The organism is Rhizobium sp. BK529, from assembly GCF_014194105.1.
Lineage (GTDB): Bacteria > Pseudomonadota > Alphaproteobacteria > Rhizobiales > Rhizobiaceae > Rhizobium.
Genome location: NZ_JACIAU010000001.1, coordinates 696248 through 712095 on the forward strand (window position 1 = coordinate 696248; position 15848 = coordinate 712095).

The window sequence follows — 15848 nt, forward strand, 5'->3', positions numbered from 1 at the left end:
CAAGCAAAAGGGAAGGAATTTCAATGCGCGTCTATTACGATCGTGATGCCGATCTCAACCTCATCAAGTCGAAGAAGGTCGCCGTCATCGGCTATGGTTCGCAGGGTCGCGCACATGCGCTGAACCTCAAGGATTCCGGCGCCCAGAACGTCGTCATCGCACTCAAGGCCGGTTCGCCGACGGTCAAGAAGGCCGAAGCCGACGGCTTCAAGGTCATGACGGTTGCCGAAGCTGCCGCCTGGGCGGACCTGATGATGATGGCAACCCCGGACGAACTGCAGGCCGACATTTACAAGGCCGATATCGCTCCGAACATTCGCGACGGCGCTGCCATCGCCTTCGCACACGGCCTCAACGTTCACTTCGGCCTCATTGAGCCGAAGGCTTCGGTCGACGTCGTCATGATCGCCCCGAAGGGCCCGGGCCACACCGTTCGCGGTGAATACCAGAAGGGCGGCGGCGTTCCCTGCCTCGTTGCCGTTCACCAGAACGCTTCCGGCAATGCACTTGAACTCGCCCTCTCCTACGCCTGCGGCGTCGGCGGCGGCCGTTCGGGCATCATCGAAACCAACTTCCGCGAAGAGTGCGAAACCGACCTCTTCGGCGAACAGGTCGTTCTCTGCGGCGGTCTCGTCGAGCTCATCCGCGCCGGTTTCGAAACGCTTGTTGAAGCCGGTTACGCGCCGGAAATGGCCTATTTCGAATGCCTGCACGAAGTGAAGCTGATCGTCGATCTGATCTACGAAGGCGGCATCGCCAATATGAACTACTCGATCTCCAACACGGCCGAGTGGGGCGAATACGTCACCGGTCCGCGCATCATCACCGAAGAAACCAAGGCCGAGATGAAGCGCGTGCTGAAGGACATTCAGACCGGCAAGTTCACCTCCGAGTGGATGCAGGAATACCGTTCCGGCATGGCCCGCTTCAAGGGCATCCGCCGCAACAACGACGCTCACCAGATCGAAGAAGTCGGCGCCAAGCTGCGCGGCATGATGCCGTGGATCGGCAAGAACAAGCTGGTCGACAAGGCTGTCAACTAAGCGGTTCTCGGACTGTGCTTGCGAGAGGCCGGGGCGAAAGCTCCGGCCTTGTTATTTGGCCGCTAAAAGACTAGGTTTCTGACTAGTCAGGAGAAAGTCGATGCGTCAATGGCAGGTGCAGGATGCGAAGGCGCGTTTCAGCGAAATGCTGGATGCCTCGCTTGAAGAGGGACCGCAGCTCGTTTCCAAGCGTGGCGAGCCGAAGGCTGTGCTGATCTCGGTCGACGAATGGGAAAGGCTCAAGCAAAGGGCAAGGCCGACGGCGAAAGAGGTGCTTCTTGCACCGGAGCCGAGATTTGAACTCGATATTCCACCGAGAGGCGGTCTGAAGCGGCGCAAGCCTGTCGTATTCGAGTAATGTATATCCTCGACACCAATGTCATATCTGAACTTCGGCGCAGGAAGCCGCACGGGGCTGTTTTGAGCTGGTTCAACGGTCTTGCGGAAGGAAGCTTTCATATTGCGGCGGTCACTGCTGGCGAAATCCAGGCCGGCATCGAGATGACGCGCCGGCAGGATGCCGCGAAGGCTCGAGAAATTGAGGCGTGGTTGGACGGCCTGCTGCTTTCCCTGCCGGTCTTGCCTGCTACCGCGGCTGTCTTCCGAAAATGGGCCGAGTTGATGGATCGGTCGTCGGACGACTTGATCGAGGATTGTCTGATCGCTGCAACGGCGATTGTGCACAATATGACCGTAGCGACCCGGAATACCCGTGATTTCGAGGCCTTTCCTGTCCAGGTTTTCAACCCATTCGACTATAGAGACGTCAATTAACTGGTTCTCATAGTGGCATTGCGAAAGGCCGGGGCGAAAGCTCCGGCCTTTTCATTTACGGGCGGCAAGATATAGCCAGCGGGTCGGCTTACCGTCGTAACCGCCGCCATCCGCTTCGTTGATCGTGACGTCTCTCCAGCCGCCGGCAACGAGTAAGTCCTGCAGCCATTCCCTTGAAGGATAGTTGTAGTAACGCCCGAAACCATCATGGCCTTCGGCGGTGCCGGCCTTGAAGCTCGCATGAAAGATGCCGTCTTCCTTCAGAGCGTTGCGGATGAGGGCAAGAACGCCGGCGAGGTCGGCGCGGGGTACATGCAGGAGGCTCGCTTCGGCCCAAACGCCGTCGAATTCTTCGTATGCGGCAAGCTCCTCGAAGCCCATGACCTTCACCGGCCTGCCGATCAGTTTTTCGGCTTGCCGGGCAAGCTCGGCCGAGCCGTCGGTCGGTGTTACTTCGAAGCCCTTCGACAGCATGTAGGCGCAGTCCTGTCCGCCGCCGCAGCCGAGTTCGAGAATGCGCGCCTGCTCGGGGAGGGCAGCGAGGAAGGCGTCGAGCCTTGTTGTGGGTGGCTTACGATCGCGCGTCGCGTAAGTTTCCGCATTGTCGTGGTAGAAAGCGGACGTATCATTGTTGGACATGAGAAAAATATCGATCCTAATTATTGGTCGGGCCGAAGATGTTTTTCTGGGAGCTGGTCAGCTCCGATAATATAGACGATGAGCACGCCTTCCGGCATTATGCGATAGAAGGCGACATGCCGTCTATGAAGGATGCGGCGAAGGCCGGTGCCGAGTTCGCTGCAGTCTCTTCCCATGAAAGGCGTTTCTGCGAGAAGTTCGAAAATCCTGTGCAGGTCAATCAAATAGGCGTCGGCCTGCGCTTCGCCGAAGGTGAGATGGGAATATTCGTAAATGCCTGAAAGCCTGGCGTCTGCGGTTTGAGTAAGCCTATATGCGGCCACGCAACTTTGCCTTCTTGTCTGCCAGAATGTCCGGAATGCGTCTATCGCTCCGGCCGCTCTGCTCGGCCTTCTTCAGGATGTCTCGCAGTTCGTCATCATCGAACTTGTGGTTTTCCTGATCGCGGAGGACGAGATCGCGAAAAAACGCGCTGGCGTCGCTGTACTTACCGCTGGTCACACGGACAGCGATGTAGTCTGCCAGACTATCCGGAAGTGAAATCGTCATCTTCGTCATTGAATCGATACCGTCAGTAAGTTCCAGTGCGAGCTATCCCGGGAGGAAACTAGCATTTCTCAAGCTCCGATTGAAGCAAGAGCTTCCTGGCTTTCGTAGGATCTCTTACCGCAAAAAAACCGGGCAGTACGCCCGGTTTCAAGATATCTTTTTAGAGTCAAGTCTGTGTCGCCATCGCGATCCCGCTATCCGGAGTTCAGATCACAGAACGCGGCGCGTCCAGCCGCGCTCGTCATTCGTGATGCCCTTCTGCAGGCTGACGAGCTGCTGGCGCAGATCCGTGGTCAGCTTGCCGGTCTGTCCGTCGCCGACCTTGAACTCGCCGCCGGCGTGGCGCACGAGACCGATGCCGGCGAGCACCGCGGCCGTACCGCAGGCGAAGGCTTCGACCAGCTTGCCGCTGGCAGCATCTGCCTGCCATTCCTCGAAGGAGTAGGGGCGTTCCTCGATGCGCAGGCCTTTTTCCTTGGCGAGCACGATCACCGAGGCGCGGGTGATGCCCGGCAGGATCGTGCCGCCGAGCGGCGGAGTAACGACCGATCCGTCATTCATGACAAAGAAGACGTTCATTCCGCCGAGTTCCTCGACCCAGCGATGCTCGGCAGCATCTAGGAAGACGACCTGGTCGCAATCCTTCTTTGCTGCTTCTGCCTGTGCGACGAGGCTGGCTGCATAGTTGCCGCCGCACTTGGCAGCGCCCGTGCCGCCGGCGGCTGCGCGGGTATACGTGGTCTCGACCCAGAGCGAGACGGCCTTGGCGCCGCCCTTGAAATAGGCGCCGACCGGGGAGGCGATGATGCAGAAGATATATTCCTGGGCCGGGCGAACGCCGAGGAATGCCTCGTTGGCGAACATGAAGGGGCGCAGGTAGAGGCTGGCGTCGCCGGAGGGAATCCAGTTCTTGTCGACGCGAACAAGCTCTTCGACCGCCTTCAGGAAAAGGTCTTCCGGCACTTCAGGCATTGCCATGCGGGCAGCCGATTTCGCGAAGCGGCGGGCATTCTCTTCAGGTCGGAAGAGCAGGATCCGACCATCGTCTGCCTTGTAGGCTTTCATGCCTTCGAAGATTTCCTGGGCATAGTGGAGCACGGCGCTCGCGGGATCGAGCTCCAGAGGACGCCTCGGCGTAACCTTCGCATCGTGCCAGCCTTTGTCGGCCGTCCACCGTGCCAAAACCATGTGATCGGTGAAGATCTTGCCGAAGCCGGGCGTTTCCAGTGCCTTGATGCGGTCGGCGTCGGGGACGGGAGACTTGTGGAATTCGATTGTGATTTCAGGAGAGGTCGACGTCGCGGTCATTGCTGGCACCTTGATAGTCCATTGAATAATGGCCGGCACACTACTGCCGCCGGGCCGGTTTTGGAAAGGTCTGAATCAGCCGGTTTCGGCTTTTTGATCAGAGGAATAAACGCCTGATGTGGCGAACCTTCACAAGCGAGGCAAGCCATTCGATCTGGTTGGGTGAAATCTCCGATGTCAGCCCGATCGGCCTCAAGGCTTTCAATTATAGGATCCTAAACTTGTCACAGTGAAAAGAAAATAGGTCAGTATTATTGACATAATTTCTCCCCCATGGCGAGCTGCAGGCATTACAAAAAATGAGGAAACATCCATGCTGAACTGGGACGCAATGTTTGCGACGCGCTCTTCGAGGATGCGCGCTTCGGAGATCCGCGAGCTCCTGAAACTTCTCGACCGGCCTGACATCATCTCCTTTGCCGGCGGTATTCCGGATCCGGCGCTGTTTCCGGACAAGGAGTTCAAGCAGGCCTATGCGGAGATTTTCGACAGTTCGGCCGTCAACTCTGCTCTGCAATATTCGGTTTCCGAAGGCTACAAGCCGTTGCGGGAATGGCTCGTCAAGCAGATGGCCGCTCTCGGCATTCCCTGCGGGCTCGACAATGTCTTCATCGTTTCCGGTTCGCAGCAGGGCCTCGATTATTTCGGCAAGCTCTTCCTCTCGCCCAACGATACGGCACTCGTCACCTGGCCGACCTATCTCGGCGCGCTGCAGGCCTTCAATGCCTATGAGCCTGCCTATGACCAGCTGACGCCCGGCGGCAACCGCACGCCGGCCTCCTACCGCGAAGCCGCCGCCCAGAAGGGCGGCAAGGTAAAGTTCGCCTATCTTTCGGCAGACTTCTCCAATCCGACCGGCGAAACCGTCGACCGCGATGGCCGCGAAAAGCTCCTGAAGCTTGCTGAAGAGCTCGACATCGCGGTCATCGAAGATGCGGCCTACCAGTCGCTGCGCTACGATGGCGATCCGATCCCGCCGATCCTCGCGCTGGAGATTGTCGAGAAGGGCCATATCAACAATACGCGCACGATCTATTGCGGCAGCTTCTCCAAGACGCTGGCGCCTGGCCTTCGGGTCGGTTTCATCGTCGCCAACGCGCCCGTGATCCGCAAACTGGTGCTGATGAAACAGGCAGCCGACCTGCACTCCTCGACCATCAACCAGATGGCGATTGCGGAAGTCGCCGAGCGCGGTTTCGATGCGCAGGTCGCCAAGATCAGGGCCGCCTACAGCCATCGCCGCAACTGCATGCTGGCAGCCCTCGAAAGATACATGCCTGCGGGCACAAGCTGGACGAAGCCGGAAGGCGGCATGTTCATCTGGGTCACGCTGCCCAAGGGCATGGACGGTGCCGAGCTGCTTGCGAAGTCCCTCGAAAGCGCCAAGGTCGCCTTCGTCCCGGGCAAGGCCTTCTTTGCCGATGGTTCGGGCGCCAACACATTCCGCGTCAGCTTCTCCTGCGCCAACGAAAAGATGATCGACGAGGGCATCAGCCGTCTCGGCAAACTGATTGCCAGCGAGATCGGCTGATATAATTCAAGAATGGGCGGCGATCAGAAAATCGTCGTCCAGCCTTCATTCGCGGTTTCGCTCTTGCCGTAGCCGACACGGTCGGCGACCGCGCCATCGGCATTGATGAGGATGATATCGCCGCCCTTGTTGGCGAGTTGCGGACCGCCATTTTCCGGGTCGAGTGTGATCGTGCGGAATTCGCCTGGAGCGAGCGAACCCGAGAGCTTCTGGCGGCGGCCTTCGCCATCTTCCAGCGACCAGCCTTCGATCGATGTCGTAACGTCGGAGCGATTGACCAGCGTCACCGTCTCATCTTCGGTGCCGTCGGGATGGTTCACCGGATTGATCATCGCAGCGACGATGCGCAGCGACGAAGCGACGATCGGCTGCGGACGGCGGGTGCCTTCGCCGCGGCCCTGACCGCCTCTGTTGTCGCCGACGGGGCGGCCTGTATTGGCGTCGGTATTCCAGTTCTGCGATTGGAAGCCGAGGAAGATCGCTGCCCAATGGTCTTCATCGGAAAACTGGATCAGCAGCGCCCCGTCCTGATTGGGGCCGCTGGTCGCGCTGAAGCTGCCGCTGTCACCCTGGTTCATATGGATGTCGTGGATGCCGTTGCCGGGCTCGAAGCCGAAATATTCATCCGGCTTGTTCTGCTCCGGCCCCCAGGCTTCGCCGAAAGCATAGAAGTGGATGGATTTGTCGGCGATGCCCTCCTGCACGATCGGCTCGATGAAATCGCGCAGGTCGTTCTTCGGCCCGTCGAGCTGGAACGGGGCGACATTCATGTCCTCGCGCTCGATCATGCCGCCGCGCACATAGTCGATAGCGAGATCCTTGCGGTCTCCCCTGATGTCCGTAAGACCCATCGGCAGGGCGGCAAGCTCTGCGGTCAGCTCCGCGTGCTGGAAATCCGTGACATTGGCGTAAAGCAAGTCGTGCGGCGATTCCTTCGAGCGCACGTTGAGGGCGATGCGATAGCTTGTGCCGCCGGCCTCGATGCGGATTTCGATATGAGGATCGTTGTCGTCGTCAAGGGCGAGCGCCGAAGCCGTGCCCTTCAGCACCTTGTAATTCCGGAGCATGGTGAACTCGTGGTGGGGGGACGAGGTGCCACGATAGCATGGCGAAACGCAGCTTTTGTGACGCTGGTTTTCCGCCATGCAACGCTTTAGAGAATTTACTTCTTCACGTGCGGCGCAAAGAGTTCCATGTCGGCTTCGCTCAGTCTGTCGTTTGCCGTGTTCAGTTGATGCCAGTAGGGGTAGATCACCGGCGGTACGCTGACATCGTCGAGGCGCTTGCGCTCCTCATCCGAGAGTTTCAGGTCGGCGGCGGCAAGATTGTCCTTGAACTGCGCCTCGGTGCGACCGCCGATGATGACCGATGTGACCGCCCTGCGGCCGATCAGCCAAGCAAGTGCGACCTGTGCTGCCGAAACACCGCGTTCCCGACCGATCGCCACCAGCGTCTCGACGATATTCCAGAGACGATTTTCGTCGCGGATCGGCGGTTCGGTCCAGCCGGCGAACTGGCGGGTACCTTCGGGGGCTACGGCATTGCGGCGATGCTTGCCGGAGAGAAGGCCGCCGGCGAGCGGGCTCCAGACGAGCACGCCGAGGCCCTGGTCTATAGAGATCGGCAGCAACTCATATTCGGCGTCGCGGGCTTCCAGCGTGTAGTGGATCTGCTGGCTGACGAAGCGCTGGTATTTGTATTCGTTGGCGATGCCGAGCGCCTTCATGATGTGCCAGCCGGAATAATTCGAGCAGCCGACATAACGCACCTTGCCCTGCCTGATCAGGGTATCGAGCGCTTCCATCGTCTCTTCGAGCGGCGTTTCACCATCCCATTCATGGACCTGATAGAGATCGATGACATCGGTCTTCATGCGCTGGAGGCTCGCCTCGCACTCGCGGATCAGATGGTAGCGCGACAGGCCGCGGTCGTTCGGGCCATCGCCCATGCCGAAGCGAGCTTTGGTCGCGAGCAGCACGCCGTTCGGGCGCTTGCCGCCGAGCACTTCGCCGATGATGCGCTCCGATTCGCCATCGGAATAAACATTGGCCGTATCGATCAGGTTGACGCCGGCATCGAGGCAGATATCGACCATGCGGCGGGCTTCCTGCACGCCGAGGTCACCGACGGTCTTTGCCCAGCCGACGCCGCCGAAGGTCATCGTGCCCATGGTCACGGTGGAAACTTTAAGGCCGGATCGGCCGAGCAAACGATATTCCATTGAAATTCCTCCTCATGAAAATGGCCTGACTGACGTACCGCAACGCAATGCCGAGGCAAGCTCGATGCCGTTCACGCCTGCGTATTTACGCCTTTGCCGACGCCTGTGCGAGGATATTAGACAATGGGTTTCTATGCGAGCGCGACGTATGTAGCCCGTAACAAGCGCTATTTCTTTGTCCTCAAAGCGATGATCATATCCGCTGCAACGAGCGGTTGGCTTCGCTCCATCCTGCGCGACAATTCGCGGACGAAGCCCGGGCTTTCATTTTTGCTGACGGCGTCGAGCAAGGCCTGACGTGAAGAACTGCAGGAGTTGGCAGCGATCAATCCCAATTCCAATGGCGAGCCGCTCTGCGGGGCATACGCAACTGCGCGCGACAAGAGGCAGTCGTTGTAGGCGACACCCTCGGGATAATCCTTCAAATCTTTGGACGGTTTACCGGCTGTCGTCTGACATGCGGCGAGACTCGCGCAGGCAAGCAGGGTCACAATTCGGATCTTCATGCAAACTCCAGGATAGTGAAAATGGATCGGCGTTGCAGAGGTAAATGATACAATCTTAAGTTAATATGGTTTTGGTTTAAACCCTACCGGGAAAGTACGCATTTTTGTCGGAAAGAAAGATGGGAAGGTATGGCCAATCAATGGCATCGTCGGCCAGATCGAAGCTACCGTTCCCTGTCACACCGCTGTAAAACACCCCGAATAAGGAGGGGCATCACCATCCGAGGATACCTTCCATGAAAACTCTAGTTTCTGCCGCTGCACTGCTCGCCGCGAGCCTTCTCGCGATCCCGGCTTCCGCTGCCAGCCTCGTCCTCTACACCAGCCAGCCGAATGAAGATGCGCAGGCGACCGTTGACGGCTTCATGGCCGCCAATCCCGATATCAAGGTCGATTGGGTGCGCGACGGTACGCCGAAGATCATGGCGAAGCTGCAGGCTGAAATCCAGGCGGGCAACCCGGTTGCCGACGTTCTCCTGATCGCCGATGTCGTGACGCTCGAGCGCCTCAAGGAAGACGGCAAGCTGCTCGCCTACAAGTCGCCGGAAGCAGCCAATTACGACGCCGCTCTCTACGACGCCGACGGCTACTACTATTCCACGAAGCTGATCACGACCGGCATCATGTACAACACCTCGGCTGCCATGAAGCCGACGAGCTGGAAGGATCTTGCCAAGCCGGAAGCCAAGGGCCTCGTCACCATGCCGAGCCCGCTTGCTTCGGGTGCCGCTCTCATCCACGCCCAGACGCTTGCTGCCGTTCCGGGGCTCGGCTGGGATTTCTACAAGTCGCTCGCCGATAACGGCGCTGTCGCTTCCGGCGGCAACGGCGTCGTCCTGAAGTCCGTCGCTTCGGGCGAGAAGGCTTACGGTATGGTCGTCGATTACCTGCCGATCCGCGAAAAGGCCAAGGGCGCTCCGCTCGAGTTCGTCTTCCCGAGCGAAGGCGTTTCGGCCGTCACCGAGCCGGTCGGCATTCTCGCCAGCGCCAAGAATGTCGACGCCGCCAAGAAGTTCGTCGATTACGTGCTCTCCGAAAAGGGCCAGGAAGGCTTCCTGAAACTCGGCTACATCCCGGCCCGCAACGGCATGAAGCTGCCCGATGGCTTCCCGGCACGTGACACGATCAAGGTTCTGCCGGTCAATGCTGCCCAAGCGCTAGAGAATACCGACAAGGATCTGAAGACCTTTACGGATCTGTTCGGTTCGAAATAATAGACCCATGCAGGGCTATGTACGTCCAGGAAACAGTCAGCCCGTCTGGCTGTTTCCTTTTATTGTTTGTGTGGTGCTTTTCCTCAGCGTGCTGCCTTTGGCGCGGCTCGCGATCGTCGGCATTTCCGCTTTTGCCAATGGCGGTGTCATGGTGGTTCTGTCCGATCCCATGGTCTGGTCGGCCGTCTATTACACCATCCTTACGGCGATCCTGGGTACCATCATTTCGCTCTTCATAGGCTGCGCCTTTGCCTATCTGCTGACGCTGACCGATATACCGGCCAAGGGGCCGCTCAGTTTCTTCTTCGTGCTGCCGATGATGATCCCGCCGCAGGTCACCGCGCTTGCCTGGGTGCAGATGTCAGGGCCGTCGAGCCCGCTTCTGAAGGCGCTGCATATCGCCCCGCCGATGGGATCGCCGCAGCCGCTTTATTCGGTCGGCGGCATTGCGCTGCTTTATGGCGTGCAGCACGCGCCTCTCGTCTATCTGGCGCTGAGGGCAGGGCTGATGACCCTGCCGCGCGACGGGGTGGAGGCGGCGCGGCTGTCGGGTGCGTCGAGCCTTCGGGTGTTCCGCGATATTATCCTGCCGCTGTCGCTGCCGGGCATCATTGCGGGTGCGGCCATCTCCTTTGTCTCATGCACCGGCAATTTCGGAATTCCCGCCATTCTCGGCATCCCGGCTTCGATCTTCACCCTGCCGACGCTGATCTTTTCCAAGTTCACCGCCTTCTCCAGCCGCACCTTTGGCGATGTGGCGCTGCTGTCGGCGATCATCGCACTGATCTCTGTCGCCGGGCTAGCTATTCAGGACCGGGCGCTGCGCGGGCGCGACTATCGCGTCATTGGTCTTTCAGGCGCCGCGGCCGCCTTCGAGCTCGGCCGGTGGAAGCTTTTCTTTGCACCACTCCTCTGGATCATCCTATTCTTCATGCTGGCGGCACCTTTCTTTGCGCTCGTCGCAGGTGCCTTGGTGCCGGCCTATGGCGTGCCGCTCACCTTCAAGACCATGACGTTCCATGCCTTCGAGGAAATCCTCTTCCGGCAGGCGGTGACGCGCACCGCCTTTATCAATTCGCTGTCTCTCGCAAGCGGCGCGGCGGTCGGCCTGCTCTGCGTGACGGTACTGGCGGCTTATGCATTGACGCGGCGCAGAGACAGGCTGTCGCGCATCGTCTCCAGCCTAGTCGAAATACCCTATTCGCTGCCGGGCATCGTCGTGGCAGTCTGCTTCATCCTTGTGTTCGCAGCTCCGATCCCGGTGCTGAACGTGACGCTTTACGGCACGGTCTGGATCATTCTCGTCGCCTATTTCTCCTCTTTCTTCGCCGTCAGCCTGAAGCCTGTGGTCAGTGCCTTTCACCAGCTCGATCCGGCATTGGAGGAGGCGGCTCGGCTTTCGGGCGCTGGCTTCTTCCGGCGGCTGAAGGATATTATCGTGCCGCTGATCGCGCCGGCGGCAGGCGCATCCGTGATCCTCGTTTTCCTGATTGCCTGCAATGAGCTGACAATTTCAGCGCTGCTCTGGTCGGCAGGCACTCAGACGCTCGGAGTCGCCATCTATAATCTCGATGACAGCGGCAGTTCCGATCTTGCCTCGGCGCTCTCCGTCCTTGTCGTCTTCATGGTCGTCGCCATGATGCTGCTTCTGGAGCTTCTGGCGAAACATCTGCCCAAGGGAGTGGTGCCGTGGCGAAGCTGATCCTCAATCAGGTGGCCAAGGATTTCGGCACGGGCAGGGCTGTTGTCAGTGGCTTTTCGCTCGATGTGCGCGAAGGCGGTTTCCTGGCGCTGCTTGGTCCCTCCGGCTGCGGCAAGACCACGGTGCTGCGCATGATCGCCGGTTTTGAGACGCCGAGCGACGGCTCCATCCATCTCGGCGAGCGGCTGCTGGCAGACGCTTCACGATCGCTGCCGCCGGAAAAACGCAACATGGCGATGGTTTTCCAGTCCTATGCGCTCTGGCCGCATATGAGTGTGGCCGATAATGTCGGCTATCCCTTAAAGGTGCGCGGCATCTCCGGCGAGGCCTACAAGATCAAGGTGCGTAGGGCGCTGTCGACTGTGCGCCTCGCCGATTATGCCGAGCGGCGACCGGCCGATCTCTCCGGCGGCCAGAGGCAGCGTGTGGCGCTCGCCCGCTGCCTGGTGACATCGCCGGATGTCGTGCTGCTCGACGAGCCGCTCGCCAATCTCGACCGGCACCTGAAGCAGGAGATGGAGGAGACGTTCCGCGAGTTCCATCAGCGCTCCGGTGCCACGATGATCTATGTGACGCATGATCAGAGCGAGGCAATGGCGCTCGCGACCGATGTCGCGGTCATGTCCGAGGGGCGGCTGTTGCAGGTGGCGCCGCCGGCGGAAATCTATGCGCGGCCGGAGGGGCCCATGGTCGGCGGTCTGATCGGCCGCGGCGCGATCATCACGCTGCCGGTCATGGGCGGCGAGCGCCAGCTGGAGTGGGACGAGCTGGAGGGAGCGCTGCATGCTGCCAATGTTGATGGCGTCGATATTCTTGTTCGGCCGGAAGACGTTGTCATCGGCGGCGAGGGAGTTCCTGCGACCGTTCAATCCGTGCTCTTCGAAGGTGAGCGTTACGCGGTGAAGCTGGCGCTCGGCAACGGTCAGATGTTGCGCGCCTACAGCCGTGTGGCGGTCGTGCCTGATGAGGCGGTGCACGTCGTCATCCGCGCCGGCTGGCGGCTATGAGGGACAAACGGCTTTGCAAAGCGCCTGTTCGTCTTCTGGAATGCTCACGCAATTGCGGACGCAAAAACCGCTGCACACTTTTGCTGGAATTGCTTTAGTAATGGCGCTGATGCCAACCGGGAATGCCTGATGTCGCTTCGCCTTGCCACCTTCAATGTCGAGAACCTGCTGACCCGCTTCGATTTCACAGGCTATCGCAACCAGCTCCGGCAGGACCGTGTCATCAAGCTCTTCGAAGTCAATAACGAGGGGGTCTACCAGCAGCTGGAGCAGGCGCGGGTGATCGCATCGACCGACGATACGAGGCAGATGACGGCGCTCGCCATTGCCGATGCGGACGCGGATATTCTCTGCCTGCAGGAAATCGACAGTATGGCGGCACTTCAGGCCTTTGAATATGGCTATCTCTACCGCATGGTCGGCAACGGCTACCGGCAGAAATACCTCGTCGAAGGCAATGACAGCCGCGGCATCGATGTCGCCGTTCTGATGCGCGAGGAGACGCGCGACGGACAGAAGATCGATCTGAAGGACATCAAGAGCCATGCGATGTTGACCTATCGCGATTTCGGTCTTTTCGACGACGATATCGCCAAGACCAACCGGCTCGACGACAAGATCTTCAAGCGCGACTGCCTGGAACTGGACTTGAGGATCGGCGGCGTGCCGTTGACGCTCTATGTCGTGCATTTCAAATCGATGGGTGGCGCGCATGACGGGCTCGATGGACGGCAATCGACCTTGCCGATCCGCAGGGCGGAGGCGCGAGCCGTTCGCCGTATCATTGAAGATCGATTCGGCGCAGGCCATACCGCGAAGAAAAACTTCGTCATCTGCGGCGATATGAACGATTATCAGGAGCGTGTCGATGTGATCGGCCGGCGTGGCACCGGCTACCGGTTCGAGCATCGGGACGAGGACGAGAGCGCCCTCGATGTCTTCAGCCATGACGGATTTGCCGAAAACGTCGTGCGCCGGCGCCCCCCGCTCGACCGCTGGACGCTCTATCATGCGCGCGGCCCGGAGGAGCAGTGGCTCTGCCAACTCGATTATCTCTTGATATCGCCGGCTCTTGCCGCCGCCAATGCCAAGCGCATCCCCGAAATCATCCGCTTCGGACAACCCTACCGCACGATATTCCCGCCGGGGCAGGAGGTGGAGCGCTACCCACGCACCGGCTGGGACAGGCCGAAGGCATCCGATCATTGCCCCGTTGTCATGACACTGGATCTCTTATGACCTCAGATTTTTCAGAGGACCTTTCAGCCTTTCCGCCGGAACAGACGGTTTTTCCGATCGCCGGCACGGATCTGCGCGTGCTTGACGGCGATCATCCGCTGCTGACGGCCAACCGGACATCGATCCGCGAGAATTGGGAAAGGGAAATCGCCGCCAACCCGGCGCTCTTCGACGGCCGCATGGTGCTACAGCATCGGCTGAAGCTTTCCGAAGAAGGGATTGTGAGCGAGGCCCACACCGTTCCCTTCTCGACCTTCATGTGGTGGCGCAGGCAGCCGGAGCGGAAGGGCGCCATCCATCTTTTTGCCTATCCGGTGCTGGAATCATCCGACGGCCCGCTGGTTGCGATTCGCATGGGCGCGCATACAGCCAATGCCGGCCAGGTCTATTTCGCCGCCGGCTCGCTGGAGCCCGATGATGTCGTTGATGGACGTTGCGATATCCACGGTAACATGGCCCGCGAGGTGATGGAGGAGACCGGACTCGATCTCGCCGATGCCGTTGCAGGCGAGGGGCTTCATGCCAGCCACATCCGCCGGTCGGTTTCGATTTTCAAGCTGTTCCGTTTCGATATGACGGCAGATGACATGGTCGATTTCATTAGCCGGCATATGCTGGTTGCCGATGACAAGGAAATATCGGGCGCTGTCGCAATTCGTTCTGCCGATCCGGCTGCGCAGCCTTACAACGTCGCTATGCTTCCAATCATCGACTGGTATTTCAACAGGTAATCTTGCACTCCGGCGTCCTGTCGGGCAGGTTGGCTCTTCGATGACCGATTCAGGGAGGCCAATGTGGCGTTGAGCTACAGCGTCTATGACGTGTTCACCGACACCAAGCTTGCCGGCAATCCGCTGGCAGTGATCTTCGACGGCGAAGGACTTGGCGACGCCGCCATGCAGGCGATCGCTCGCGAGACGAACCTGTCCGAAACGGTTTTCGTGCAGCCGGCCGACAATCCGGCCTATACGGCTCGTATCCGCATCTTCACGCCCGGTCGTGAATTGCCCTTTGCCGGCCATCCGACCGTCGGTACCGCGATTGCGTTGGCGGAAAAGGCACACCCGGCGGGGACACTCGACCTCGTTTCGGTGCTGGAGGAAAATGTCGGGCCGGTGCGCTGCGCCGTCAGGCTTCGGGAAGGCGAGGCGAGCTTTGCCGAATTCGACCTGCCGCGCAAATCCCAGCAGATCCACCTGTCGCTCGACAAAGCCGGCATCGCCGACGCGCTGTCGCTGAAGGCGACGGAAATCGGCTTCGAGAATCACGTGCCGTCGATCTGGAGCGCCGGCGTTCCCTTCCTCATGGTACCGGTTCACGATGTCGGCGCGGCGAGGCGTATGGAATTCGATCCGCAGCTCTGGGAAAAGACCGTTCCCTTCGTCGATGGCGCGCTCGCCTCGGCCTATGTCTACTGTCGCGGCGGCGTCAACCATGTCGCGAAGTTCCATGCCCGCATGTTTGCAAGCGGCATGGGCATTTCCGAGGACCCGGCGACAGGCTCTGCAGCCGCCGCTCTCTCCGGCGCAATCAACCATTTCGACCGGCTGACGGACGGGCATCACCCTGTTCTCATCGAGCAGGGCGTGGAAATGGGCCGGCCGTCCTTCATCCACCTGCATATGGATATCGAAGGCGGGGCCATCTCGAACGCCCGGATCGGCGGTCAGGCGGTGCGGATAGCAACCGGCACGCTCGACCTTTGATTTCATTGGATTTCCGGCACCTGACAAAAAAACTTTGCAATTAACCAAAGAATTTTCGACAGGGCGCTAGACAAGCCGGACGATCCTATTTATATGCCCCGTCACACCGCGCAGCCAAGCGCGGACGGGTGATTAGCTCAGTTGGTAGAGCAGCTGACTCTTAATCAGCGGGTCGTAGGTTCGAGCCCTACATCACCCACCAATTTCTCCTTCAATGAGAATGAACGTCGCAGATAAAGCCTTTGATATCCGGGGCTTGTCGGCTTTTTCTGTTTTTTCGATTCCGCTGATTCCGCCAGCGGGAATCATCGGCGGCCTTGCCCTCATCATTCTGCGCTTGCCGGAAATCTCGCTCGGTATTTAACTCGTGGGCCGAGGTCATTGCCGCGGCATCTGCCGCCGCTGGCCA

Annotated in this window: 18 protein-coding genes and 1 tRNA gene; 12 read left to right on the forward strand and 7 right to left on the reverse strand. The window is 59.7% G+C overall.

Annotated features, from left to right (window positions below; genetic code table 11):
• Positions 1 to 23: 23 nt before the first annotated feature.
• From ilvC to FHX08_RS03415, 3 genes are all read left to right on the forward strand, one after another.
• Entirely contained in the window at positions 24 to 1043 is a 1020-nt protein-coding gene (gene ilvC, locus FHX08_RS03405) for a ketol-acid reductoisomerase (RefSeq protein WP_132653892.1), read from the forward strand.
• A 100-nt stretch (positions 1044 to 1143) separates the two neighbouring features.
• Positions 1144 to 1401 (forward strand): type II toxin-antitoxin system Phd/YefM family antitoxin, encoded by a 258-nt coding sequence (locus FHX08_RS03410; RefSeq protein ID WP_132653893.1) that lies wholly within the window; start codon positions 1144 to 1146, stop codon positions 1399 to 1401.
• Complete coding sequence (locus FHX08_RS03415; RefSeq protein WP_132653894.1) at positions 1401 to 1817, forward strand: type II toxin-antitoxin system VapC family toxin; 417 nt, start codon at positions 1401 to 1403, stop codon at positions 1815 to 1817. Before FHX08_RS03410 ends, FHX08_RS03415 begins: the two co-directional genes overlap by 1 nt.
• Before the next feature lie 51 nt (positions 1818 to 1868).
• On the opposite strand, the gene FHX08_RS03420 is transcribed toward FHX08_RS03415, so the two are convergent.
• The 4 genes from FHX08_RS03420 to FHX08_RS03435 form a co-directional block, all read right to left on the reverse strand.
• Positions 1869 to 2456, reverse strand: coding sequence for a bifunctional 2-polyprenyl-6-hydroxyphenol methylase/3-demethylubiquinol 3-O-methyltransferase UbiG (locus FHX08_RS03420; RefSeq protein WP_132653895.1), 588 nt, complete (start codon positions 2454 to 2456; stop codon positions 1869 to 1871).
• A gap of 20 nt (positions 2457 to 2476) precedes the next feature.
• Complete coding sequence (locus tag FHX08_RS03425; RefSeq protein ID WP_132653896.1) at positions 2477 to 2779, reverse strand: type II toxin-antitoxin system RelE/ParE family toxin; 303 nt, start codon at positions 2777 to 2779, stop codon at positions 2477 to 2479.
• Positions 2766 to 3014, reverse strand: a complete 249-nt coding sequence (locus FHX08_RS03430; protein ID WP_132653897.1) for a type II toxin-antitoxin system ParD family antitoxin — start codon at positions 3012 to 3014, stop codon at positions 2766 to 2768. The genes FHX08_RS03425 and FHX08_RS03430 overlap by 14 nt, the downstream gene beginning before the upstream one ends.
• Before the next feature lie 201 nt (positions 3015 to 3215).
• Positions 3216 to 4313, reverse strand: a complete 1098-nt coding sequence (locus FHX08_RS03435) for a branched-chain amino acid aminotransferase (RefSeq protein WP_132653898.1) — start codon at positions 4311 to 4313, stop codon at positions 3216 to 3218.
• 313 nt (positions 4314 to 4626) lie between these two features.
• On the opposite strand from FHX08_RS03435, the gene FHX08_RS03440 reads away from it, so the two are divergent.
• The gene (locus FHX08_RS03440; protein ID WP_132653899.1) at positions 4627 to 5844 is read left to right on the forward strand and encodes a PLP-dependent aminotransferase family protein; all 1218 of its coding nucleotides are present in this window, start codon (positions 4627 to 4629) and stop codon (positions 5842 to 5844) included.
• A 23-nt stretch (positions 5845 to 5867) separates the two neighbouring features.
• On the opposite strand, the gene FHX08_RS03445 is transcribed toward FHX08_RS03440, so the two are convergent.
• From FHX08_RS03445 to FHX08_RS03455, 3 genes are all read right to left on the reverse strand, one after another.
• On the reverse strand, positions 5868 to 6911 hold the full coding sequence (locus FHX08_RS03445; RefSeq protein ID WP_132653900.1) for a DUF2278 family protein: 1044 nt from the start codon (positions 6909 to 6911) through the stop codon (positions 5868 to 5870).
• Between the two features lie 95 nt (positions 6912 to 7006).
• Positions 7007 to 8065, reverse strand: coding sequence for an aldo/keto reductase (locus tag FHX08_RS03450; RefSeq protein WP_132653901.1), 1059 nt, complete (start codon positions 8063 to 8065; stop codon positions 7007 to 7009).
• A gap of 167 nt (positions 8066 to 8232) precedes the next feature.
• Entirely contained in the window at positions 8233 to 8571 is a 339-nt protein-coding gene (locus FHX08_RS03455) for a hypothetical protein (RefSeq protein ID WP_132653902.1), read from the reverse strand.
• 236 nt (positions 8572 to 8807) lie between these two features.
• On the opposite strand from FHX08_RS03455, the gene FHX08_RS03460 reads away from it, so the two are divergent.
• From FHX08_RS03460 to FHX08_RS03495, 8 genes are all read left to right on the forward strand, one after another.
• Positions 8808 to 9785, forward strand: coding sequence for an ABC transporter substrate-binding protein (locus FHX08_RS03460; protein WP_132653903.1), 978 nt, complete (start codon positions 8808 to 8810; stop codon positions 9783 to 9785).
• A gap of 7 nt (positions 9786 to 9792) precedes the next feature.
• Positions 9793 to 11487 (forward strand): iron ABC transporter permease, encoded by a 1695-nt coding sequence (locus FHX08_RS03465; RefSeq protein WP_132653904.1) that lies wholly within the window; start codon positions 9793 to 9795, stop codon positions 11485 to 11487.
• The gene (locus FHX08_RS03470; RefSeq protein WP_132653905.1) at positions 11475 to 12494 is read left to right on the forward strand and encodes an ABC transporter ATP-binding protein; all 1020 of its coding nucleotides are present in this window, start codon (positions 11475 to 11477) and stop codon (positions 12492 to 12494) included. Before FHX08_RS03465 ends, FHX08_RS03470 begins: the two co-directional genes overlap by 13 nt.
• Before the next feature lie 129 nt (positions 12495 to 12623).
• Positions 12624 to 13733: an endonuclease/exonuclease/phosphatase family protein gene (locus FHX08_RS03475; RefSeq protein WP_132653906.1), complete on the forward strand. Its 1110-nt coding sequence runs from the start codon at positions 12624 to 12626 to the stop codon at positions 13731 to 13733.
• On the forward strand, positions 13730 to 14464 hold the full coding sequence (locus FHX08_RS03480) for an NUDIX hydrolase (protein ID WP_184326868.1): 735 nt from the start codon (positions 13730 to 13732) through the stop codon (positions 14462 to 14464). The genes FHX08_RS03475 and FHX08_RS03480 overlap by 4 nt, the downstream gene beginning before the upstream one ends.
• A gap of 63 nt (positions 14465 to 14527) precedes the next feature.
• Positions 14528 to 15439 (forward strand): PhzF family phenazine biosynthesis protein, encoded by a 912-nt coding sequence (locus FHX08_RS03485; RefSeq protein ID WP_132653908.1) that lies wholly within the window; start codon positions 14528 to 14530, stop codon positions 15437 to 15439.
• Positions 15440 to 15565: 126 nt separating this feature from the next.
• Positions 15566 to 15641 (forward strand) — tRNA-Lys (locus FHX08_RS03490).
• An 18-nt stretch (positions 15642 to 15659) separates the two neighbouring features.
• Positions 15660 to 15803 (forward strand): hypothetical protein, encoded by a 144-nt coding sequence (locus FHX08_RS03495; protein ID WP_165911891.1) that lies wholly within the window; start codon positions 15660 to 15662, stop codon positions 15801 to 15803.
• Positions 15804 to 15848: the final 45 nt, after the last annotated feature.